Annotated in this window: 22 protein-coding genes; 4 read left to right on the top strand and 18 right to left on the bottom strand. The window is 36.7% G+C overall.

All coding sequences use genetic code 11. The features are described 5' to 3' along the window. Positions 1–141: 141 nt before the first annotated feature. The 13 genes from AAOP42_RS05280 to AAOP42_RS05220 form a co-directional block, all read right to left on the bottom strand. Positions 142–474, bottom strand: a complete 333-nt coding sequence (locus AAOP42_RS05280; protein ID WP_349527418.1) for a PadR family transcriptional regulator — start codon at positions 472–474, stop codon at positions 142–144. A 350-nt stretch (positions 475–824) separates the two neighbouring features. Beyond that, complete coding sequence (locus AAOP42_RS05275; protein ID WP_349527417.1) at positions 825–1325, bottom strand: hypothetical protein; 501 nt, start codon at positions 1323–1325, stop codon at positions 825–827. Positions 1326–1504: 179 nt separating this feature from the next. After that, the gene (locus AAOP42_RS05270; protein ID WP_349527416.1) at positions 1505–2857 is read right to left on the bottom strand and encodes a sigma-54-dependent transcriptional regulator; all 1353 of its coding nucleotides are present in this window, start codon (positions 2855–2857) and stop codon (positions 1505–1507) included. A gap of 5 nt (positions 2858–2862) precedes the next feature. Beyond that, positions 2863–5265 carry an ATP-binding protein gene (locus AAOP42_RS05265; RefSeq protein WP_349527415.1) on the bottom strand — a complete coding sequence of 801 codons (2403 nt, stop codon included), beginning with the start codon at positions 5263–5265 and terminating at the stop codon, positions 2863–2865. Positions 5266–5314: 49 nt separating this feature from the next. Beyond that, on the bottom strand, positions 5315–6223 hold the full coding sequence (locus AAOP42_RS05260; RefSeq protein ID WP_349527414.1) for a DUF4382 domain-containing protein: 909 nt from the start codon (positions 6221–6223) through the stop codon (positions 5315–5317). A gap of 288 nt (positions 6224–6511) precedes the next feature. Beyond that, positions 6512–7477 carry an AAA family ATPase gene (locus tag AAOP42_RS05255; RefSeq protein WP_349527413.1) on the bottom strand — a complete coding sequence of 322 codons (966 nt, stop codon included), beginning with the start codon at positions 7475–7477 and terminating at the stop codon, positions 6512–6514. A gap of 25 nt (positions 7478–7502) precedes the next feature. After that, the gene (locus tag AAOP42_RS05250) at positions 7503–8855 is read right to left on the bottom strand and encodes a peptidylprolyl isomerase (RefSeq protein WP_349527412.1); all 1353 of its coding nucleotides are present in this window, start codon (positions 8853–8855) and stop codon (positions 7503–7505) included. Further along, a complete protein-coding gene (locus tag AAOP42_RS05245) occupies positions 8836–9714 on the bottom strand; it encodes a peptidyl-prolyl cis-trans isomerase (protein WP_349527411.1) in 879 nt (292 codons plus the stop codon). Before AAOP42_RS05245 ends, AAOP42_RS05250 begins: the two co-directional genes overlap by 20 nt. Beyond that, positions 9698–11674, bottom strand: coding sequence for a peptidylprolyl isomerase (locus AAOP42_RS05240; RefSeq protein WP_349527410.1), 1977 nt, complete (start codon positions 11672–11674; stop codon positions 9698–9700). Before AAOP42_RS05240 ends, AAOP42_RS05245 begins: the two co-directional genes overlap by 17 nt. Positions 11675–11734: 60 nt before the next feature. Next, positions 11735–12154, bottom strand: a complete 420-nt coding sequence (locus AAOP42_RS05235; RefSeq protein WP_349527409.1) for an ATP-binding protein — start codon at positions 12152–12154, stop codon at positions 11735–11737. Then, complete coding sequence (locus tag AAOP42_RS05230) at positions 12147–12488, bottom strand: STAS domain-containing protein (RefSeq protein WP_349527408.1); 342 nt, start codon at positions 12486–12488, stop codon at positions 12147–12149. Before AAOP42_RS05230 ends, AAOP42_RS05235 begins: the two co-directional genes overlap by 8 nt. Before the next feature lie 6 nt (positions 12489–12494). After that, a complete protein-coding gene (locus AAOP42_RS05225; protein ID WP_349527407.1) occupies positions 12495–14549 on the bottom strand; it encodes a GAF domain-containing SpoIIE family protein phosphatase in 2055 nt (684 codons plus the stop codon). 115 nt (positions 14550–14664) lie between these two features. Beyond that, a complete protein-coding gene (locus AAOP42_RS05220) occupies positions 14665–16035 on the bottom strand; it encodes a neutral/alkaline non-lysosomal ceramidase N-terminal domain-containing protein (protein ID WP_349527406.1) in 1371 nt (456 codons plus the stop codon). 160 nt (positions 16036–16195) lie between these two features. On the opposite strand from AAOP42_RS05220, the gene AAOP42_RS05215 reads away from it, so the two are divergent. Further along, complete coding sequence (locus AAOP42_RS05215) at positions 16196–16924, top strand: DUF6503 family protein (RefSeq protein WP_349527405.1); 729 nt, start codon at positions 16196–16198, stop codon at positions 16922–16924. A gap of 30 nt (positions 16925–16954) precedes the next feature. On the opposite strand, the gene AAOP42_RS05210 is transcribed toward AAOP42_RS05215, so the two are convergent. Further along, the gene (locus AAOP42_RS05210; protein ID WP_349527404.1) at positions 16955–17656 is read right to left on the bottom strand and encodes an ABC transporter ATP-binding protein; all 702 of its coding nucleotides are present in this window, start codon (positions 17654–17656) and stop codon (positions 16955–16957) included. 203 nt (positions 17657–17859) lie between these two features. Here AAOP42_RS05210 and AAOP42_RS05205 point away from each other — a divergent pair, with 203 nt between their 5' ends. The 3 genes from AAOP42_RS05205 (at position 17860) to AAOP42_RS05195 (ending at position 19700) form a co-directional block, all read left to right on the top strand. Continuing rightward, entirely contained in the window at positions 17860–18246 is a 387-nt protein-coding gene (locus tag AAOP42_RS05205) for a TraR/DksA family transcriptional regulator (RefSeq protein WP_349527403.1), read from the top strand. Further along, entirely contained in the window at positions 18247–18807 is a 561-nt protein-coding gene (gene scpB, locus AAOP42_RS05200) for an SMC-Scp complex subunit ScpB (protein ID WP_349527402.1), read from the top strand. 122 nt (positions 18808–18929) lie between these two features. Then, complete coding sequence (locus AAOP42_RS05195) at positions 18930–19700, top strand: pseudouridine synthase (RefSeq protein ID WP_349527401.1); 771 nt, start codon at positions 18930–18932, stop codon at positions 19698–19700. Positions 19701–19711: 11 nt separating this feature from the next. On the opposite strand, the gene AAOP42_RS05190 is transcribed toward AAOP42_RS05195, so the two are convergent. From AAOP42_RS05190 to rplS, 4 genes are all read right to left on the bottom strand, one after another. Next, positions 19712–20131 (bottom strand): hypothetical protein, encoded by a 420-nt coding sequence (locus AAOP42_RS05190; RefSeq protein WP_349527400.1) that lies wholly within the window; start codon positions 20129–20131, stop codon positions 19712–19714. A 206-nt stretch (positions 20132–20337) separates the two neighbouring features. After that, on the bottom strand, positions 20338–20730 hold the full coding sequence (locus tag AAOP42_RS05185) for a hypothetical protein (RefSeq protein ID WP_349527399.1): 393 nt from the start codon (positions 20728–20730) through the stop codon (positions 20338–20340). A gap of 151 nt (positions 20731–20881) precedes the next feature. Further along, the gene (gene dapF, locus AAOP42_RS05180) at positions 20882–21658 is read right to left on the bottom strand and encodes a diaminopimelate epimerase (RefSeq protein ID WP_349527398.1); all 777 of its coding nucleotides are present in this window, start codon (positions 21656–21658) and stop codon (positions 20882–20884) included. A 136-nt stretch (positions 21659–21794) separates the two neighbouring features. After that, positions 21795–22148 carry a 50S ribosomal protein L19 gene (gene rplS / locus AAOP42_RS05175; protein WP_349527397.1) on the bottom strand — a complete coding sequence of 118 codons (354 nt, stop codon included), beginning with the start codon at positions 22146–22148 and terminating at the stop codon, positions 21795–21797. Between the last annotated feature and the right edge of the window lie 37 nt (positions 22149–22185).

Genomic DNA, 22185 nt, shown 5'->3' with positions numbered 1-22185 from the left:
TTGCCAAGTGATCTTCAGGTAGCCAATCGTTAAGGTCATGTGGCATAAAAGAAACTTGTTCTCTATCCGCTCCAATAAATGATATCATGCCCCAAGATATAAATAATTGGGTGGTTTATTAAGTCCGACAGACTCCTAGGTTCAAATTTTATTTATAGACAATTCCGGAATCTGGCTCCATAGATTCACTTTTACATCACGACTTTTTTGTAGCACCTTCTTGCCCGAGGCTGTAAGAGTGAAAAGTCTTTTGCGCCTACCTCCTCTTGATTCGGTGGCTCCTCCCAGATTAGATTCCACAAACCCTTTGCTTTCTAATCTGTTGAGTGTACCGTGCACTGCTCCGATTGTGACTGTTCGGTTAGCTTGTTCTTGGAGTGATTTTCGGATAGACAAACCGTAGGCGTCTTCCTTGAGCATGACAATGAGAAGTAAAACTAACTCCTCCAATTCTCCAATATGTTTCTTTTCCATATTAATTTGTTCTATTTAATATAACAAATATACGAAAAGATTCATATTTATTATATAAAGTATAACAAATAAACACCTGTCAGTAAACGGATTAGAAAATGTCCGAGCAATTATACCCCTGCCTCAAAGAATTGACAGGGTTAGACAAGGTAAACTTATGTAGATAACTGTGGATGAGTAGATACTAAAATAGAGACAAAAATCTTCGCTTATGACGGCTAGGAAGAATCTTTAACTTAAAAAAAATCCCGATAAATACTCACCCTTGAAAAGGAATAAATATTTACCGGGAATAAAGTAGTGTTTAAAATTAAACCTCTACCTGATGCAGTACGCCCTGAAGCTATCGGTTAAAACGTTACTTTGATTCCCAATCCTGGATCTAAAGCCATAAACGCATTGCCATCTGTGGCTATTTCGAAAAAAGGTTTAAAATCCAGACTCACTGCTATCGGAGTTTTGTCTATTTTATATTCTATTCCAAATATGCCATCAACGCCTAAACCAAATGCTGAAGTTTCTCTTCTATAGAGTCCTTCATTTCTACCCCAATCGGATTGAGTGGCTAAGTGACCTCCCAGACCGTAGTACCATTTCAATCCTGCTACATCAAATGCAGGGATGTATTTTTCTCCTAATACAGAAACCGAGAAAGCATTGGGATAGAACCCAATAATTCCGTGAATGGCAGTAGATGAGCTCGTAAAATGTTTGATAGTAAGTCCTGAAGTTCCCAGCCCTCTTACTCCAATGGCTGTTTCGTAGGTAGTGCCTGTTCGGAGTGTTTGAGCCTGAATGAGGCTGGCAGACAGTAGCAATAAAGTAGTAATGATAATTTTTGTATGTTTCATGATCTTTTGGTTTTATATGGAATTCCTGCCTGATGGACTGACTGGATTTCCAAATTTGACTCTATATTATTTGATCATGATATCCCAATTCTTAATCCACTTTTGTAGTCGGCTTTAAATCAATTGATTACAAAAAAGCTCTGATTGATTTTTTTCTAAAAATGAGAAAATCGCTACTATTATGAGATGGAATTTTCCTTGAGTATTCGATATATGGTGGATTGACCAATGTCCAGTTTGTCGGCTACCAGCTTGATGTCGTCATTGTATTGCTTCAAATAGAGAGAAATAATTTTGAGTTGATACTCTTTCATAGTCAGCTCATCTGAGAATATTTCGGACACTACATCTTTTTGAGTAAACGTGAGATCATCCGGTTGTATTTCCTGTCCATCTGCCATGACCATAGCCAGTTCTACTATAGATTTTAATTCCCGGATATTGCCTGGAAATGGATAGCTTAAAAGTTTTTGAAGGGTTTGTTTGGCAAAGGTTTTAGGTTGTTGATTGTTTTCTCTGGCAAATGACGTTACAAAATGTTTTGCCAATAACACTATGTCTTTATCTCTTTCCCGAAGTGGAGGCAATTCAATAGGCAATCCAAACAAACGATAATAGAGGTCTTCTCTAAAATTACCAGTTTTTATTTCTTCGAGCAGGTTTTTATGAGTAGCTACAACCACCCGACAGTTAACCTTAATTGATCCTTTACCACCAACTCTGTTGATTTCCTTTTCCTGTAGTGCCCTTAGCAACTTAGCCTGGAGTGAAATATCCATTTCTGCTATTTCATCAAGAAATAGTGTTCCTTCGTGTGCCTGTTCAAATTTTCCAATATGTTTTTCGGTAGCTCCGGTAAAAGCTCCTTTCTCATGTCCGAAAAGCTCACTTTCCACTAAGTCCTTTGGTATGGCACTCATATTTACTGGCACAAAAGGTTTTTTCTTTAGCTTACTGTTGTAATGTATGGCTTTGGCCACCACTTCTTTACCCGTACCCGTTTCACCTGTAATCATTACATTGATATTGGTGGAAGTGGCTTTTTCAATGAGCTTAAAAACCTTCTTCAGTCCACTACTTTGTCCTATAAAAGTTGATTGGAAATCATATTTTTTTTCAACTTCCTGTTCCAGAGATTCTACCCTTTGCTTTAGTTTTTTGCTCTTTCCGAGTTGATTGAGCACATGGATCAGACGGTCACGAATGTCATCAGTTTTGGTGAGGTAATCGTAAGCTCCTTTTTTTAACAAGCTCACGGCCGTCTCTATGTCTTGCTGTTCAGAAATAATGATGATTTCCACATCCGGATTAGAAGATTTTATTTTATCAAATAAATCGGATCCCAAATAATCAGGTAGCCTGAAATCGAGTGTAATCAAGTCAGGCTTTTGATTCAGGGCAGCAAGCAGAGACTTTCCGTTCTCGTAAGTATGCACTTCGTGATCAGGATTAAGGCTAAGTGTATGTGCCAACAATTTTCTATACCATTCGTCATCCTCAACAACGAATATTTTGAATGCCTTCTCGCTCATTTAATCTACGTTTGCCGTAAATATAGCTGAAGGGAAGCAACAAGGGAAAGTAATTCCTGATTGATTTTTTCTCGCTCCTGTTTATCAATGGGTTTGCCGAATCTGGCAGACATCTCATTTTTTTTGAGTAAACTGACCAGGCTTTTGGCCTTAAAATGTCTGGTCGGGGCAATCATTTTGTGAATGATGTCTGCGGTTTTCCCCCAGTTTTGATGTTCAATTTCCTTATTTAGGCAATCAAGATTTTGAGTGGTGCTATTTATGAACGTTTCTACCATTTCTTTGACAAATGTTTCATCGCCCATTCTTCCCAAAGATTCTAAATTAAATTCAGGAATACTTTCTGATTCGGATTCTATTTTTTTTGGCTTTTCAGCTAGCTCTTTTTCTATTAATGTGAGTAACTCTTCGGTATCAAAAGGTTTTCTAAGGACATGATTGATTCCTGATTTTTTGGCCAGGAGCATGTCTTGATCTGATACAGTTGCTGTAAGTCCAATGATTGGTATTTCGGAGTTTAATTTCTTCTCTGCTCTGATTTTTTCTGTTATTTCAGGGCCATTCATTTTAGGCATACGAAAATCCAAAAGCACTATATCGTATTTTTTTTCATTGAGTAGTTTATAGGTTTCATCTCCATTTTCAGCCTCGTCGAAAGTAATACCTTGTTCAGATAGGATTACAGCCAACAGTTTTCTGTTAAAGGCTTCATCGTCTGCTATAAGCATGTGGAATCCTGAAATGTCATACTGATGGCTGCTATCATTGCTCTTCGTAGTAGTATTTTCATTTTCTGCGAGTTTATATACCAGCTTTACACTAAAGGTAGTTCCACTACCCTCTTTGCTTTTAAGACTTATTTTACCATTATGAAGGTTTACCAGTTTTTTTGTGATTGAGAGTCCCAAACCTGTACCTGTTTGCATGTCGTTTTGGCTTACTTGCTCAAAATCTTCAAATATTTTTGATTGCTTTTCTTTCGGAATGCCAATACCTGTGTCTATTACATCCAATTGAATGTGCGTAGAACCCTTTTTAGTTATTGTCTTGGCATTAATGGTTACATTACCCTGTTCGGTAAATTTGATGCTGTTGAAGATGAGGTTAAGCAATATTTGTTTGAGCCTAAAAGGGTCTCCTTTTATGTATTCAGGTAAGTCCGATAGGTTGGTTGTTAGTATTAGTCCTTTTTCTTTTGCCTTATGGCTCAAAAGCTGAACGATTTCTTTAATGACCAGAGCCGGATCAAATACTTTTTCTTCAAGATTTATTTTGCCCGACTGAAGCTTGGTAAAATCAAGTATGTCGTTGAGAATATGTATGAGATGATCAGACGATTTAGTAATGATGCTGAGCTGCTCTTGTTGGCTTGGGTTAAGCTCTGTTTTTTGAAGAAGCCTTGAAAAACCAACAATTGCGTTCATGGGAGTTCTGATTTCATGACTCATATTTGCCAGAAATTGTTCTTTTTCTTTGGCAAGTTTGATGGCATTTTCTTTCGCAGATTTGAGGAGCTGCTGGTGTTTTCTGGTTCGGGAGACGTATATGATTAAAATTAGCAGAGTGGCCAAAAGAATAATGGGAGCTACTACACTGAAAATCACAATGTAGCGGTTCGTAAGTTTTGCCTGATTTTGTGCTATTGCGGCCAGAACTTTGATCCTGTGAATTTGCCAGGATTCCATTCTGGAGATGAGTGAAGTTAGGCTGGCATCTATATTCTGGTGATCCTCATACAGGCTTATTTCTTTTTTCCTTTGATTGTAAATCTGTGTTTTTACTTTATTTACAACAGAATCAATGGGCTTTTGAGCAAAAGATTGGGGCTGAGTCTCTATACTTTTTTTTGCCTTTTTTTTGCCAAAAATTTTGTTCAAAAATCCTTTTTTCTTTTCTGGCAGGTCATTCTCGACTACAATTGTCGATTCTTTTTGTACTACTTGTTGCTCCACATCTGCGAAAGTGTTTTCTAGTAATTGATAATCCAGTTTGGATACTTCTGTAAGTATCCGGCTTTTGTTCTGAATCAAAAAATGGAGCGAATCGGTATAGGATAAAAACAATGCATCGGTATTTCTGGTTTTTAATGAATCCAGCAATAAAATGGCATTTTGAATACCTGTCTGAAAGTTTTTCATATATTCTGCATCCTCATTGAGAACGAATCCTTCCAGAGCGTTTTCTACATTTTCCAATTCAGTGGAAATGTCATTGAGAATGACCAAATCTCCATTGGGTTTTACCTCCTCTTCCAGGGCAACAATAATGTTGTTGAAATTTTGATATGCGAAATAGCCGATGACAGTAGCACCGAGGATCAGGATCAGAAGGGATCCACTCAACAGGTAAGGATACAATGTTCTTCTCAACCTTTTTATCTTAGTGGTATTGTAGAAATATTTATCCATAGATAATAAAAAAGGGGCTAAAAGCCCCTTCTTAAATGGTTTAATTTTGTTAATTTATTAATAGATTGGCTGATATGGTGGTATTGCTGGTTACGCTGATTTTATTGAACAGAGAACCATTGATCATTATCGAAGAATTAAGTCTTCCCTCAAATTCCATATCCTCATCATCGTCCTGATTGGTATATTTGGCAACTATTATCTCATAATCTCCTTCTTCCATAAAGGCCAGAGTATATGATCCGTTTTCAGAAACAATGGCTGAGTTGATAGAACCTTCGTATCTGGTGTTGCCGTCTGCAGGTGCGTTTTCTTCTGATGCACTGAAAGTACCACTTTCATAAGCATACACCACCATTCGCTCCGAAGCTTCAGCAGACTGTGAAACGGTTCCTTCAATTTTGCCAGTATTATCCTCTGCTACCACTCTGGCAGTTGATCTCAACTTGAAAGATCCGTCAGATGTAGCTACTAAAGCTTTTCGCAAGTCTATGTCAGCCACAAGATCTGTAGTAGTATTGGTTGCAATCTCGAATGCTCCCTGAATTCTGTATCCTGTGGTTGTTCCATTTTCTATCACAAGGTTTTCAGTAGATCCGTCATCAAATTCTATATATGAATCTGATCCTCCTGAAGTAATGAATCTAAGGTCAGAGTATGATCCTGCATCAAGTTCTCCATCTCCTACTAAGTAGGTTGCCCCATTTTGGTACGCCATGATATTAAATTTCTTAGGAGTATTAAACGAAACTACTGTTTTGGTCTGACCATTGGCAGTGGCCTGAATTTCACTCACTGATAAATACACTGCGCTTACATTTTCTGCATCAACTGCGGCATCAGTTGCTTTTACATTCGCCCTTCCTTTAAATGATGGGTCGTCTCCGTCGTTACAGGCGAAAAGCCCGGCCATTAATACAACGCCTAAAATTTTGATTGACAATTTTAAATTTTTCATGATATTCATTTTATTTTAAGATTTAACAATTTCTATTGTCAACCATGGTTGCCAACGATATGCCATCAATGATTTTAGTTGTTAAATCATTGATTAACAACTATGTATGAAAATCGTAAATATGAAATATTTCTCAAAATGAGAAATTCATGTCCAATTTTAGAAAAAGGGAGGAAATATAAAATTGTAATTAACTCGAAAGGAAAGGGTACTCCCGGATTCACATAAGGATGCCATTAAAAAGGTGCAGCAGGGAAAAAGAGGTGAAAGTCTGACTTACTTTTTAGTTTATAGAATACTCTCAATAATTTTATCAACGGTCACACCTTCAGCTTCAGCTTTAAAGTTTCTCACTATTCTATGGCTAAGGACAGATTTGGCCAGAGCCTGAACATCTTCGATATCCGGAGAATATTTTCCATTGATCAGGGCGTTGCATTTGGCACCTTTAATCAGGTATTGAGATGCTCTTGGTCCGGCTCCCCATTCCAAATAATTTTTTGCCATTTCCGAAGTTTTTTCGGATGCAGGACGTGTTTTGTGTACAAGGCCTACTGCATATTCTACGACATTGTCTGCTACAGGTACTTTCTGGATGAGATTCTGAAATTCTATGATTTCTCCTCCTGTCAATATTTGTTTTACCTTTTCTCCTGCTTCTCCGGTAGTTTTTTTTATGATTTCTACTTCCGATTCAAAAGACGGATAATCAAGTGTAATCATAAACATAAAACGGTCAAGCTGGGCTTCCGGAAGAGGATAGGTTCCTTCTTGCTCTATTGGGTTTTGTGTAGCCAATACGAAAAAGGGTTTTTGCAAAGGTCGATGCTCTCCGGCTATGGTTACCGAATATTCCTGCATAGATTCTAATAGTGCAGCCTGTGTTTTTGGGGGTGTACGGTTGATTTCATCTGCAAGAATGATATTAGAAAATATTGGCCCTTTGATAAATTTGAAATTTCTGTCTTTATCCAGAGTTTCTGCTCCTAGTATGTCTGACGGCATTAGGTCAGGAGTGAATTGAATCCTATTGAAATCTAAGTGCAATGCTTCAGCTATTGTTCTGATCAATAATGTTTTAGCCAAACCAGGAACACCCACAAGTAGGGAATGCCCCTCGCAGAAAATAGATGTGAGGAGCAGTTGCACTACTTTGTCCTGCCCTATTATAACTTTGGATATTTCAGTTTTTAGTTTTGAATAAGCTTGCTTTAAGCCATCTGCAGCTTCAACTTCATTGCTATATGCACTCATAAAATTGGAATTGTTTTTTTGAAGATCAGTCTTTTAAAATATCACAATACTCATATTCGGGTTCAAGGTGTATATATACATCACCTTTAGCTTCCTTAAACCAATTTGAGAGTATTTCGTTGCGTTTGCTGGCCAAAGTAGCTGACCTTATTTTTTGATAATCGTCTAGTAAGCTTGCCTGATGTGGTGATATTTTTTCTTTGTAGTATAGTATCCTTACGGCATCTGTTCCATCTTCCATTCTGAAGTCCATCGGTTTGGTGATGGTGTTGATTTGCATGGTGTCAATGGTAAAGAATATAACAGGATCGAGTTCTTCTACAGATACTCTGGAAGCACCAGTAGCGTCCAGAAAGAAGCCTCCGCTACCTGCTGTCGTCTGATCGTCCGAATATTCCTTTGCTGCTTTTTCGAAGGAGATGCTATCCAGATTGATGACTGTACGCAGGCTATCAAGGTATTTTCTGGCATCATCCATGTCAGTACTGGATGAACTTGGAATGATCAGAATATGATTGGTGTTGAACGTATTTCCCAACCTTTCTACCAGCTGAATGATGTGAAAGCCAAATTGCGTTTCAACAGGGAGTGATATTTCTCCAGGCTCCAGACTCAAAGCGGTTGCTTCATATTCAGGAGCCAACTCCCCTCGTTTGAAAAATCCTAATTTTCCACCTTTTGAACCAGATCCCGGATCCATTGAATATTTCTTAGCCAAATCACTAAAACTCCCTCCGGCCAAAATCTGATCCCTGATCTCATTGAGTTGTTTCTTTACTTTTTCCTTTTGAGCTTTATTGATTTCGGGCTTTTTGACAATCTGGGCGATAGCTACTTCACTTGAAAAGAAAGGCAAACTGTCTCTTGGGATTTTGTTGAAAAATCTCTTGACTTCTGCAGGAGTTACTTTTACGTCTGTAGTAATTTCCCCCTGCATTTTTTGTACAACTAGTTGTTCCTTGATTTGATCAAACATTTCTTGTCTGAACTGATCCATAGTTTTTCCATAGTATTCTTCAAGAGCCTGCACTGATCCGATTTGGGAAACGATATAAGATATTCTTTGCTCCAGGTTTTGGTTTACCTGATCAGGGGTTACTTCCACAGAGTCGATTTCTGCTTTCGCTACCATCAGTTTGTTGATCACAAGTGTTTCCATCATTTGGCATTTGGCATTGCCCTGAGAAACCTGTCCTCTGGATAGAAAATCCAAATAGGCTTTTTCCAATTCAGATTTTAAGATAATGTAGTCATCTACTTTGGCTACAATTTTATCTATCAATACACCCTGCTCAGTTTGAGCCATAGATGATCCCAGTGTCAATATGATCAGAATAGATGTAAGGAAAGTTTTTATTTTAATATATCGCAAATTCATTTTTCTCTTTAGCTTCTTTATACACTTCGTCTTCCAATATTTTTCTCAACTGCACTTTTTTCTTATTGATTAGTATGCTTTCAATGTCATCTCTAATAAATTCCAACGGTGATATTTGGTTTGAAATTTTATACTCCAGCAGTCTGATGTAGTAATAATATTCTTCATCAGACGTCTCATTAAAACTATTATTCTTCAAAAAAGTCACTCTATCCTGAATGTTTGCCAGTGGAGTGTTTGAGATCACTTCATCAAAATTTAACCAAAGATCAGCTTCCAAAGATGATTTGGTCGCAAATCTATAACAATAGGATTGAATCTCTTCTATGTTTGATTTAGGGAATGATCTTATCTGGTTTCGGAAAGTATTTATTTGTGGTGCCTGTTTGGGAATTTTTGCAAATAAGCACCTCACGATGTTTTTTCTCAAGACAAAATTCTCGAATTTTTCCTTGTAATATTCTTCTATCTCTTCTGCCGAGACTTCTTTGTCCAGATTTTTGTTGATGAAATATTTTTCAAAGTCATGTGCCATCAGTGCATACCTGTAGTCGAGTACTTTTCTTTCGATATCAGCTTTGTTGAATTCTATTTCCCGTGAAGCTTTCGATATCATCAATTGCTTTTTGATCCAGGAATCTATGTATTGGGCTATAATATTGGCACTATCTCCATTAGCAATAGAGTTGGGTACAAGTCCTTTTATGTCTTTTTCATAAAGATAAATGTCATTTACCCTGGCTATAGGTTTAGAATCTACCACCTTGTTTTCGTCAGCTTGAGTAGTCCACTTGTCCAGCAGATCGCAAGATGACAAAAATACCAATCCGATAAATAGTATTTTAAACCTCTTTTTCAATTTTAGAAATTATTTTCTTCAAAATTCCTTTGTTCACTTTTACCGGATATTTAGACTTCAATTCTTTTATCCAGTCGCTTTCCAATTTATCCTGATATCCTGAAATAACCATGCCTCTTGTGTTTTCAAAAGGTTTGACTCCTTCGGGGTTTATTTTTTTCACATAAATCAGATAGTACCTTCCGTTCTCCGCATGCTTATGAACCCCTTCTGTCCAAAACATGTCCACTAGCTTATCTTCACCCTTTTCAACCACCCTTTCCGAAAGTTGTAAAGTTAAGGGTTCATTTACATTGAAAGCACTGTCAATTTCTTTTTTCGTTTTATCTAAAAACGTTTTCGCTTTTGTGATTACCTCTTCTTTTTCTGAACTAAAAAACCTCACTTCCGCATTTTCTTTGATATGGTATTTTTCTTTGTTGTTTTCATAAAACATTTTTTGACCAATTGAATCTTTTACGGCTTTTTCCCATACCATCTCTTCCATGAGGCTAAACAACAAAATACCACTTCTGTATTCCTCCAAGATCATCTTATAATCAAAATTCGTTTTTGCAAGATGTTCTTCTTCAAAATCAAAAATGCTTTTTTCTTCAAATCGGTTGTATAGTTCAGTTACATAACTCAAAAGATTTGTTTCTGTCCGTTTTCTCTGATGATCATTTACATATTTTAAAAAATCGCCAACAGGTGTAGCTTCGCCCTTCAAAGTGAATAAAATCAGTTTGTTTTCTGTTGAGAGGCTATCGTAGTGCCATTTTCCTTTCAACAGGCTCGAATCTAATTTAGCGAATGCAAGTTTTTTATTGTTCTGATTTAGGGTGAAACTGTGTTGGCTTTTGATAGCTGCGATTGCCTTTTCTTTTTTGACCTGAGAGCGAGCATCACGAGACAGGGTGTTTTCAAGTTGAGGTTTTATTTTTTCAAAAGGCTCTAATCCTTTTTTGCCCAATAGTTTGATGATGTGCCAGCCAAATTGCGTTCTCACGGGCTTAGAAATGCTGCCGATTGTATCCAAAGAAAAAGCAGCATCTTCAAATTCTTTAACAATATTACCAGTGCCGAACCAATTTAAAGCACCACCTTTTTTACTCGTGTTGAAATCTTCTGAGTGGAGTTTGCACAGGGTGTCCCAATCTTCTCCGGTTTGTAGTTTTTCATATATCGATTGAGCCTTTTTTAAAGCTGGATCCGTTAGGCTGTCATCTTTTGAACGGATCATAATGTGTGCTACTTGTATTTTCCCTATGGCTGGTCTTTTATCTTTTACGTGGATTAGGTGGTAACCAAACTGAGTTCTGATTGGGCCTGCCAGTTGACCAACAGGTGTCTTGAAGGTAGCTTCTTCAAATGGATATACCATTTGCATGGCAGAAAAGAACCCTAAATTCCCATAGTTGGATTTAGCTGAAGGGTCTTCAGAATATTGAAAAGCCAACGTGTCAAAATTTTCACCTTTGCCAATTTTTTTCTTTAAGTCTAAAAGGCGGTTATATACTTTTAGGGTATCTTCTGGTAAAGCATCTTTACTCACCTTGAGTAGAATGTGTGAAGCAGATCTTTCCTCTTTCATTCGCTCATAAGTTTCTAAAACCAATGATTCTGTGATCTTGGATTCCATTAAATAAGGCTGAGCTAACTGGCTTTTATAACCATTAAATTCTTTAGTGAATTCAGGGTCTTTGTCCCTTTTCAGGGCTAATGCTTCTTGCACTTTGAGTCTGAATTTGATATACAATTCCAGGTATTCTTCTACTTTGTACCGGACACTATCTTTGGAAAGATTGTTGTTGTTTTTAAAAAAGTAGTATCTGAATTCATCTTCGTAGTATTCCTTGTCACCTAGCTTAAAGAGGTATTTTTCTTTTGATTTTTTTGGGTTTCCCAGTGTTAAATGGACAGTAATCAAAAAAAATGTCAATAGTGCAATGACCTTATTAAGCGAAATGGTTTTGTGCATAAATGGTGTTGTTGTAATGGGCGAGTGATTGTTGAGGGCAAAAGTAGTGAATTGAATTGATTATTTTTTGCACTGAAATTTTTTCATCAATCGGCAGACATTCTTGTTTTTTTCCTGAGAAAACTCGACTGAATCCATAATGCTTTTTACTAGCATAATGCCTAAACCACCTTTTTTCCTTTTTCTGACGATTTCTTCCAGATTGGGTTCTTTGTAGTTGCTGTAGTTAAAGCCTATACCATAATCTACAATGTCAAAGGTAACAACGCCTTGTTTGTTGTCTTCTACATAAATTTCAAGATTTTCTGTAGGGTTACACTTGTTGGAGTGAATGATCAAATTGGCACAAACTTCATCGACTGCCAGGATCACTTTATGTGCCTCGTTTTCAGAAAAACCAATTTCTTTGAGAGCATTGGAAATAAATTCCCGAATTTCTCTCAGTTTTTCTCTTTTACACGATGTTTTAAACTTATGCATTTTCTATTTTAACTAAAGCAGCAACTTTGGTATCCGTAATAGTTAACAATTGATCCAGTCCTAAAATCTGAAATACTTCAAACACTTTTTCTTTCATTCCAAATACAACCAGTTGAATGTTTTCTTTTTCCAATTGTTGTAAGTAAGACATGAAGACACCTAGTCCGGCAGATGATATATAATCCAGTCCTGATAAATCGACGAGTATTTTTTTATGCACCGACAGTGCCTCATTGAGGGCATTATCCAAATGTATGGACGAAGAGGCATCTACTTCTCCTGATATTGCGAGCTCAAGCATGCCATTCTCCGTATTGGTTTTTATATCTATCATTTTTGATTAATTAAACTTCACTATTAAAAGGGTATAATCGTCCCCCAGAGACTTATTTCCACAAAATTCATAAAGGTCGTTGATTATTCCTTCCTGAATGCTTTCAGGTTTCGAGGTTGCGTGTTTGATTAATGAGGTCTGTAGTCTGTCATACCCGAATTGTTCTTTTTGTCCGTTGCATGCTTCGGTAATTCCATCTGTATATAGTATAATGATGTCACCTGCATTATAACCAAACTCGTTCACTTGTACGTATTTGTGGAAGTTAGAGTTTCTCAAAATACCAAGACCAAGACCTTTATTTTTAAAATACCTTGTTTCCTTTTTTTCGGCATTATAATGCAATGTTGGACAATGTCCGGCCCTTGCAAAACTTACTTTTTTTGATTCTTTATCTATTATGAAATAGGAGACTGTAATAAAGGATGTCTTTTCCAAGCACCTGCTCAAAGCACTATTGGCATGAACCATAAACTCCTTGGGGTTGAGGTCTAATTGTACCAGACTTTGAAAAACTCCCTTCATTTGAGCCATGTGAAAGGCTGCTGATGTCCCTTTTCCTGATACATCGCCAATGATTAGTACGGTTCGGTTTTCGTCGAGATTGTAAGTGTCATAATAGTCTCCTCCGACCTCATCGGCAGCCCGTGTAAAAGCGACAATATTGTAGGCAGTATTTTGTTCGATTTTGTCAGGTAAAAGACTGTTTTGAACTTTGGTTGCAATATTTAATTCTTCCTTATACCGTTCGGTTTTTATGGCTTCATTTAGCAGTCTGAAGTTTTCGATCGAAATGCTGGCCTGATTGACAAAGGTGTCAATAATATCAATCATTTCTTTGTTGAATCCGTCATCTACTTCTTTGAGAAGGGCGAGACTTCCTATCTTTTCATTTTTAACCGATACCGGATAAAGCAAAATAGAGCTAAACTGTATGTCTTTTATTTTGGCAGACAATTTTTGACTTTTTGGATTGCGGTCAAAATCAGAATTTAGTATTTTCTTGAACGTGCTACTTTTGGTTGCTTTTTTGATTTCAGGTATTTTGCTTTTATCAAGATTGTGGGTGAGGGTAATGTGTACACCTTCTTTTTCATCATCTATTTCAAGCCAGGCAGCATCTGAATAAACAGCACTTGCAGCACTGTCCAATAGTATTTCATATACTTTTTCTTCACTTTCTCCCGCTGGAATCGATTGACTCAAACGCTGGAAATTAACTGCTTCTTCCAGTTTTTTCTCAAAAACAGAAGTGGTGGGAAGATTGAACAGAATAACTAAAACCGATATGCAACTGTACAACAGTATAAAAGAAAACAAGGAAAGCGAAAACGAGCTTTCGAGTAAATCCCTTACCAGAGTGGTTCTTTCTGAAAAGAACATGAGTGTTTTGAAAAAATACCACAGGTAAATGATTACTAAAACGATAAACAATATACTCTTCCACTTTTGTTTGAAATTTAGATAAGCTATCCATTTCAAATTGAAAGAAAGTACCAACCCAATGATAAGAAGAACAACATAGACACCAATAAAAATGGGGTCTGTTCGTTCGCTTCCGAATAGATCAAATGCCAAAGTGGCCATGAGAGCATATTCATAAATTTGCCATGCAGATAATAATGATTTTGATTTTTGATACAAAATCAGCCTTTTCCATACGATAAAGCTAGAGACAAGGAAAGCCAGTACCAACCCAAGAATAATGTGGTAAAAGAAGTTGACAATCAGTGGATTGGTGGCAAACTTATTGGAACCAAAAATGGTAAATAAGAATTCGATACCTAAGGATACTATGGTAGCTAAAAGTCCCGTGACAAACACACGCCAGAGCATATCCACAAAGTTGACACTTTCGGCTTTGCCAATATTGAATCGATAAAAAAGGAGGAGAGACAGGACGAATAATGACAACAATATTTTGCTGACATAGTCTGGCAACCCAAAGGCAATATTGTTACTGGTACTGAAAAGCGTAAGCATGTCAATGATCAAGAGCAATGACCAAAACAAAACTCCTAAGATGACACTAATTCTTAATATGCCTTTTTGAGACAGCATTCAGTTCCTGTTAAAACATTCGCTGGCAATTTAAATCAAAATAGACAATTGGCAATTTTAGTTATGATGAATGGTCTTGTAATATTGGGATAAGATTTTTGACAATGCTTTAGAATCAACTGTCAACGGCGTGAGCTTCTATTAACTTTTCTATTACTTCTGTAAAGTAAGCCCCGTTGTATGGTCCAAACCAATTCATGGTCATGGTTTCGTAAGAGTCTCTGTCGTACCATTTGTCTTTGGTGATGTATCCGGCGTATCCACCATTGAAGCTGGTGATAATCAGGTGAAGTCCTTTATCCATTGCTTTTTTTGACAGGTTTTCAACCAACTCTCCTGAAAAATCACATGGTGTACCCACAAACAGAATATTGCCCAATTTCAAACTGGTAATTTTTGAAGGTTCGTCACCAAACAACTTTTTGAAAACCCATGGGCGAACACGAATGTTTTGCGAAACACGAAACTGCGCTTCTCTGAGGTACATATTTATATTGAGCCCTCCAACTATTGAATCGTAATGTAAAGGCATAAAATTCTCAACAACAGACACTTCTTCGGATAATTTTTTGGAGTAGGTATCAACCTTAGGCCACCCGGTAAGATTGGGCATCAATGGTGCCATGCTTCCAACCGCCCCTGCTGAAAAAGCAGCAAAATCCACATTCCCGGACATTTCCAAATACCTGCACAATTGGCCAGGGTAATCTCCGGAGATTTGTCTGAAACTATGATGAAGACAAGTAGCATGTGCTGCAAAAGCGGTGAGAAGTGCTGTTTCATTAGATTTATTTGTGAATTTGATAAATCTAAACCAAGGGTCAATGGTACCCTCCTGATCGCCAACCAGCCGATTGTTTACATAGTTGGCCATTTGAATCTTAGAGTAACCTATTTTAGATATTTCTTTGTTTTGATCTGCTTTATAAATTGACTTTGCTATAGACTTAGTTATAAACAGTACCATTTCTGGATCATACGTACCTGAAAATAACTCAGCAGCTATACCAATTCCCCAACCACCAATACTACAATGACTGTGAGTAGCCGTAAGAAAAACATTTTCAATATCAAAGCCCAAACTATCCAGTGCCTGAGGGAGTAGTTTGGTTACTTCCATTGGCACTATCAGCATGTCGAGACTTACATAGGCATATTTTCTTTTGCTATTGTCAAAAACAAATGATTTTGACCAGATAGAATCGTGAACCCCTTCGTGTAAGGCACCTTGCCTGGCTCCATATCCGGCTAGAGGCCCTATTTTGTTGGAAATTAAACTTTCTTGTGCCCAGCCTACTTTTAGTGTGTCTCCTATAGAACTTAAACTTGTAGCATCTACTGATGCCAGTCCATTCATAGTTTTAGAATAATATTCCATTTCTTTGTATGGAGTACGGTCAACCGTGGTGAAAAGGAAAAGTGATAATATTCCAAGAAGGATGACAAATATTCCTAATATTTTAAGCGTCCATTTTACTATTTTCATTGTATCGACGGTTTTATTTTTTTGAAGTAAAGCTAAAGGAATAGGGGATCAATTTAGCTTTAAGGACTCAAAAAACATGATTGATAATTATTGGTAATCTTTACTGAACTTTTTTAATTTTCACAGCGTAATGTAAAGAAACTTTTATTTAGAGGCATATATGAAAAAGGTATTAGGTGTTTTGCTTGTCTTTCTGGTAGGATGTTCTACAGATAAAGACCCCCAAGAAATAATTGATAAAGCAATAGAAGTACATGGTGGCAAAAACTTCGAAAAGGCAATTGTTTCATTCAAATTTAGAGATAAGCAATATTCAACAGAAAATTATAACGGTGAAAGCACTTATACCCGTGAGTTTGATGATCAGTCCTATCATATAAAAGACATTTTGTACAATAGTACTGAGCTTACCAGGTTTATTAATGATTCCATTGTCGATTTGCCTGAAGAATGGGAGCAGAAATACATTGAATCGGTGAATTCCGTATTGTACTTTTTTCAACTTCCTTATGGTTTAAATGCTCCGGCAGTACGTAAAGAATATTTAGGTGAATGCTACATTTTCAAAAAGCCATATCATAAAATCAAAGTGACTTTTGCCCGGGAAGGAGGAGGAGTGGATTATGAAGATGAGTTTATCTACTGGATTCACAGAGATGATTTCACTATGGATTTTCTGGCCTATTCGTATTCTACAGATGGAGGTGGTACCAGATTTAGACAAGCCATCAATAGAAGGAAAAACAGTGGCATTCTCATTCAGGATTATGTCAACATGAAGGCAAAGTCTCATACCTTGCCATTAGAAAAGCACGACGAATACTTTGAAAAGGGACAGCTTGAAGAACTGTCCAGAATAATTAATGAGGATGTTAAAGTGGTTTACTAATACCTGGCTATCAAATGGATTGAGTTATTATTAGTGATTCACTTTTGCTATATTGGGTAGGATTTCTTCAACAACTTTTCCTCCTTTGAGCCTGATGATCTTGTCGGTTTTTTGCGCCAATTCTATATCATGAGTAACCAAAACGAGAGCAGTTCCATTTTGCTTGTTTAGTTCAAATAACAATTCTTCGATTTTTTGTCCGGTTTCCTCGTCCAGATTTCCTGTAGGTTCATCAGCAAAGAGTATATCAGGTTTGTTTGAAAAAGCTCTGGCAATAGCTATACGCTGCTGTTCTCCGCCAGAAAGTTGGTTGGGATAATGGTCTGCCCGATCTGCCAATCCTACCTTTTCCAGAAGACTAATAGCAGTGCCAAGAGCATTTTTTTCTCCTCTCAATTCTACTGGTACCATTACATTTTCCAGTGCTGTCAATGTTGGGATCAATTGAAAGTTTTGAAATACAAAACCAACATGTTGATTTCTAACCTGGGCTCGCTGGTCTTCCGACAGGGTATTTAGTTTAATATTTTGTATCAGTACATCACCTTCGTCTGCCTTATCCAGCCCGGCACAAAGACCCAGTAGCGTGGTTTTTCCGCTTCCGGATGGTCCTACAATAGAGATGGTTTTACCGTGTTCCAGTTCAAAAGAAATATCATCAAGTACCCTGAGTTGTTTTGACCCACTGTTATAAGATTTGGAAAGCCTGGATATACTTAATATTGGATGCATTTTGGGAAGTTTTACTGAGACAAACCTTTTTTAGATTTTGTAAAAACGTGAAAACCAAAATTTGGTTAAAAAACTCGGCTAATCTTGTACTTCATACTTGAACCTACAAATAATTAAGATAATATTTTGCTGGTCAATTTAATTTTAATTTTGATACTCATGATTTACATTAGCACTTCGTATTCACCATACTATTTAAAATTATGGATAAAGTGGAAAAAACCAGGTATTCTGATGAGGAACTCAAAGAGTTTGAGCAACTAATAAATGAAAAGTTAGAAAAAGCTCATTCTGAGCTAAGATATATCAAAGAATCAATAACAAAGACTGGAGATACTGGTACTGACAGCACTTTTGGAAATGTAAAAACATTGGAAGATGGTGCAGATACTGCCGAAAAAGAAAGCTTAAACCAACTAGCAGCCAGACAGCAAAAATTTATCAAAAATCTTGAAAATGCTTTAATAAGGATCAAAAATGGAACTTATGGCATTTGTTCAGAATCCGGAAACTTAATAAGCAAAGAAAGGCTCAGAGCAGTTCCGCATACTACCATGTCTATAGCGTCTAAGCTTAAACAAGGCAAATAATTGGATTACCTCGTTAACCACATAGAAGCTTTAATATTTTGCTCTCAAAAGCCGATAAAAGCGGAAGAGATAAAAAATTGTCTCTCTGAAATGTTTGAAGCGGAAGTTCCCATTGAAGATATAGAACAAGCAATCGTAAAGCTTGAGGAAAAATACAAAAAAGACGAATACTCTTTTGAACCGATTAGAAGTGGCGGTGGATATCAATTCTTAACCAAACCTGCTTATCAAAGTAGTATTAGCATATTACTCAAACAACAATCCAAAAAAAGGCTCTCTAATTCCTCTCTGGAAACCTTGGCTATTGTTGCTTACAAACAACCAGTTACCAAATCCGAGGTTGAACAAATTCGTGGGGTGAACTGTGACTATGCCATGCACAAACTTTTAGAAAAAGAATTGATAGAAATTCGCGGTAAAGCTGAAACCATTGGCAGGCCAACTATTTATGGTACCAGCAGTGTTTTTATGGATTATTTTGGGATCAATGATCTAAAAGACCTTCCATTGCCAAAAGAATTTCTTGAAAATGAAAATACGATAGGAGAACATGAGGGCTAGAACCAAGGCTTAATTAATCACTTATTAATACTAACCAGAGCATTTAATATTCGATAGATTAGTTCGACTGAAAATATTGAGATACCCTGAAAAAATGGAGTAACTTTGTTTGAATTAATTTTATGGAAAGAAAAAGACGAAATCCTGTTAAAAGTAGTGCAAAAATTCCTCCAACAGGAAATACATTCCCTATTCGATTGAATAAATACATTGCCAATTCTGGAGTTTGCTCTCGTCGGGATGCTGATGAGCTAATCAAATCAGGGCAAATTAAAGTAAATGGCGAGACAATTTCTGAAATGGGATATCAGGTTCAAAAAACCGACAAAGTGAGTTATGACAACAAGTTAATTCGTCCCGAAAAATTTGTTTATGTGCTTTTAAACAAACCAAAGGATTTTATTACTACAATGGAAGACACCCATAATAGACGAACCGTTATGGATTTGGTAGAAAAAGCATGTCAGGAAAGAATATTTCCGGTTGGAAGGTTGGATAGAAACACGACAGGAATTTTACTTTTCACTAATGATGGAGCCCTCACCGAAAAACTCACGCATCCATCTTATCAAATAAAAAAAATATATCAGGTCGAACTAGACAAGCCTATCGTCAAACTTGATTTCGAGAAATTACAACAACCAATTCAACTGGAAGACGGAGAAGTAAAAATAGATGATATTGCAATTCTTAGTTCGGATAAGAAAACCCTGGGACTAGAAATTCATGTTGGTAAAAACCGGATCGTAAGAAGAATTTTTGAGCATGTGGGATATGAAGTGATCAAGCTAGACAGAACCATGTATGGCCCACTTACCAAAAAGGATTTACCTCGTGGAAAGTGGAGGTTTCTTACACCTAAAGAGTTGATTGTTCTAAAAAATCTTTCTTAGGATGGATCATCTCAAGTAAACCAGCCTTTAGTATTTTGATCAATAGATACTACTCTGAAGCGTCGGAATCCAAATTTTTTGAATTCATTAACATCGTAGTAGATTACTTTAAAATAATTGATTCCTTTCAAATTATCATTTACTTCTACAATTTCTGATAGTAACTGCAATCCACTTTTTTCGTCATAGATCAGGATTTTGAATGTGGTTTTTGTTTTTGACGTTAATACCAATTTGATTTTATCAGAAGTCGAGTAGCTACTTTGATAGGTGGCATCTAATTCCCCTAATAATTTCATTCTTCCTTCAGAGGATATGGCTACCACTTTGTAATGGTAAAGTCCTGGAGTCTCCAGAGTATCTATATAACTATAGTCTGCTTTGAAGTGACCATAAGTGTCTCGTTCATGTTCTAGTTCATCAATGAACAAGTGTTTATTTTCATTTTTAGCTTTTCTAAAAATTTGATACTTACTGAATTCATGGTCGCTTTTTTGAGAAATTTGCCACCTGATGGTTATTGCTTCGGCATTGGAGGTGAAGCCTATTGTATTGGTTGTGTCAATTTCAACCGGAAGGCCATTTGGTTTGTCACTTAAGGTTATGTCAAAAGAGTAGTAGTCATGGAGGTAACCATCTATATCAAATAGGAATATTCCGTTTTTAAATATTGTAACTCAATAAAAATATCATCTTGAGTAGCTAGTGAAACACATGAGACAATGTTATACGTTTCTGGTTTGCAAGGTTCTCCGTCAATGACTACTAGTTGAACCCCTCGAAGATCTCTACAACGTTGATTTGAAATATTTAGAAAATAATTATCTAAAGAACCTGTATTGAAATAAAACCATTGGTCATTATGGTATTCAATTTCTTTTCCCGTCAGGCTTTCATCAACACATTGCCATTGTACAGTGCAGCCTTCTGCTTTAGAAGTAAGTGTATTGTTAGGTAAAAGTTCTATTCTGTTTTCTATATTATCATTAGTAACCTGACATACACACAATGGTATTTGTGTAAAAGGCAAAAAAAGTAATGTCAGTTTATGTAGCACAAATAGTAAGTAGTAGGATAAATGAGTTCTTTATTTAACGGCTTACTATAGAAATAATTGAATGATTTGCCTGATTCAAATGAACAATTCTTCTATCAAAATGCGTTACCACTTGACAGAATACTTACAGAAGGTCTATTTGACCGGAAAACACAAGTTTGGCTGGTCCTGAAAGCCATATATTTTCAAATGTTCCATTTTCAGTCTTCTTAAATTTCACGGATAAGTTTCCACCTTTTGTTTTCACACTTATGGGACTTTGAATGCCTTTTTGAGAAGCTGCCAGACAGGAGGCTGTCACACCAGTACCACAAGATAATGTTTCATTTTCCACTCCTCGCTCGAATGTGCGCACGTCAATTGCGTTACTACCCAGAATTTCAACAAAATTGACATTTGTACCATTGGGCTTATATTCATCACTTTCACGGATTGTTTTTCCATCATTATACACATCAGTTTGGGAATTATTTGTAGTAAAAATAATGTGATGTGGTGATCCATTATCTAAAAAATATGCCTCATTCTTCTGTGACAACCCCTCTATATTTCGCATATTAAGATGCACTATATTATTATTGTCAATCGTTGCACGATATTCACCATCAATTGTGAGAAAACTTGTTTCGTTTCCTATAATATCCAATTGTTTGGCAAAGTTGACGGCACACCTACTGCCATTACCGCAAAGGCTTTTGCTACCGTCGGCATTAAAATAAACCATCTCAAAATCCAGGGTGGGATGATTTCGGATCAGAATAAGTCCATCAGCACCAATTCCAAATCTACGGTCGCATAGCTGCTGTACATATCTGGTGTCATCTGGAAATTCATTGTTACGATCATCGATCATTACAAAGTCATTTCCAGTGCCCTGATATTTATAAAAACGGATAGTCATAGGATATTAGAATAAAAAATTGGTCATTACCAAAAAACTCAACGAATTTAATCCTAATGAGTTAGGTGGAAAATGACTAAACTAAAAAAGCCAATCCTGAAAGGATTGGCTTTTTCTAAAACATTTATAAAAAATCTTAAAGTTTCTCCTTGATTCTTGCTGCTTTTCCTTTTCTTCCTCTCAGATAGAACAACCTTGCTCTTCTTACCTTACCCTTTCTAAGTACCTCTATCTTGTCGATATTAGGAGAGATCAGTGGAAATATTCTTTCAACGGCAATACCACTGGCAATTTTTCTCACTGTGAAGGTTTCTCCATTTGTACCAGGGTTTTTTCTTTGCATTACAGTTCCTTGAAACTGCTGAATCCTCTCCTTGTTTCCCTCTTTAATTTTAACGTGTACATTTACTGTATCACCAGAGCCGAAAGCAGGGAAAGACCCTTTTACAGCACTATATTCGTCTTCTATTACTTTGATTAAATCGCTCATCTTATTCGGTATTTTTATGCCCGTAAAAAACGGAGTG

Origin of the sequence: Reichenbachiella sp. MALMAid0571 (genome assembly GCF_040151475.1) — a bacterium.
In the GTDB taxonomy this organism is placed as follows: domain Bacteria; phylum Bacteroidota; class Bacteroidia; order Cytophagales; family Cyclobacteriaceae; genus CAXBNB01.
The sequence above is the reverse complement of the archived record's forward strand: the minus strand, read 5'-3'. Positions and strand labels throughout refer to the sequence as shown.

Bases quoted from the DNA above. Each gene is read 5' to 3' on its own strand.
- AAOP42_RS05280 (WP_349527418.1), bottom strand. From the start codon at position 474: ATGGAAAAGAAACATATTGGAGAATTGGAGGAGTTAGTTTTACTTCTC.
- AAOP42_RS05275 (WP_349527417.1), bottom strand. From the start codon at position 1,325: ATGAAACATACAAAAATTATCATTACTACTTTATTGCTACTGTCTGCC.
- AAOP42_RS05270 (WP_349527416.1), bottom strand. From the start codon at position 2,857: ATGAGCGAGAAGGCATTCAAAATATTCGTTGTTGAGGATGACGAATGG.
- AAOP42_RS05265 (WP_349527415.1), bottom strand. From the start codon at position 5,265: ATGGATAAATATTTCTACAATACCACTAAGATAAAAAGGTTGAGAAGA.
- AAOP42_RS05260 (WP_349527414.1), bottom strand. From the start codon at position 6,223: ATGAAAAATTTAAAATTGTCAATCAAAATTTTAGGCGTTGTATTAATG.
- AAOP42_RS05255 (WP_349527413.1), bottom strand. From the start codon at position 7,477: ATGAGTGCATATAGCAATGAAGTTGAAGCTGCAGATGGCTTAAAGCAA.
- AAOP42_RS05250 (WP_349527412.1), bottom strand. From the start codon at position 8,855: ATGAATTTGCGATATATTAAAATAAAAACTTTCCTTACATCTATTCTG.
- AAOP42_RS05240 (WP_349527410.1), bottom strand. From the start codon at position 11,674: ATGCACAAAACCATTTCGCTTAATAAGGTCATTGCACTATTGACATTT.
- AAOP42_RS05235 (WP_349527409.1), bottom strand. From the start codon at position 12,154: ATGCATAAGTTTAAAACATCGTGTAAAAGAGAAAAACTGAGAGAAATT.
- AAOP42_RS05230 (WP_349527408.1), bottom strand. From the start codon at position 12,488: ATGATAGATATAAAAACCAATACGGAGAATGGCATGCTTGAGCTCGCA.
- AAOP42_RS05225 (WP_349527407.1), bottom strand. From the start codon at position 14,549: ATGCTGTCTCAAAAAGGCATATTAAGAATTAGTGTCATCTTAGGAGTT.
- AAOP42_RS05220 (WP_349527406.1), bottom strand. From the start codon at position 16,035: ATGAAAATAGTAAAATGGACGCTTAAAATATTAGGAATATTTGTCATC.
- AAOP42_RS05215 (WP_349527405.1), top strand. From the start codon at position 16,196: ATGAAAAAGGTATTAGGTGTTTTGCTTGTCTTTCTGGTAGGATGTTCT.
- AAOP42_RS05210 (WP_349527404.1), bottom strand. From the start codon at position 17,656: ATGCATCCAATATTAAGTATATCCAGGCTTTCCAAATCTTATAACAGT.
- AAOP42_RS05205 (WP_349527403.1), top strand. From the start codon at position 17,860: ATGGATAAAGTGGAAAAAACCAGGTATTCTGATGAGGAACTCAAAGAG.
- AAOP42_RS05195 (WP_349527401.1), top strand. From the start codon at position 18,930: ATGGAAAGAAAAAGACGAAATCCTGTTAAAAGTAGTGCAAAAATTCCT.
- dapF (WP_349527398.1), bottom strand. From the start codon at position 21,658: ATGACTATCCGTTTTTATAAATATCAGGGCACTGGAAATGACTTTGTA.
- rplS (WP_349527397.1), bottom strand. From the start codon at position 22,148: ATGAGCGATTTAATCAAAGTAATAGAAGACGAATATAGTGCTGTAAAA.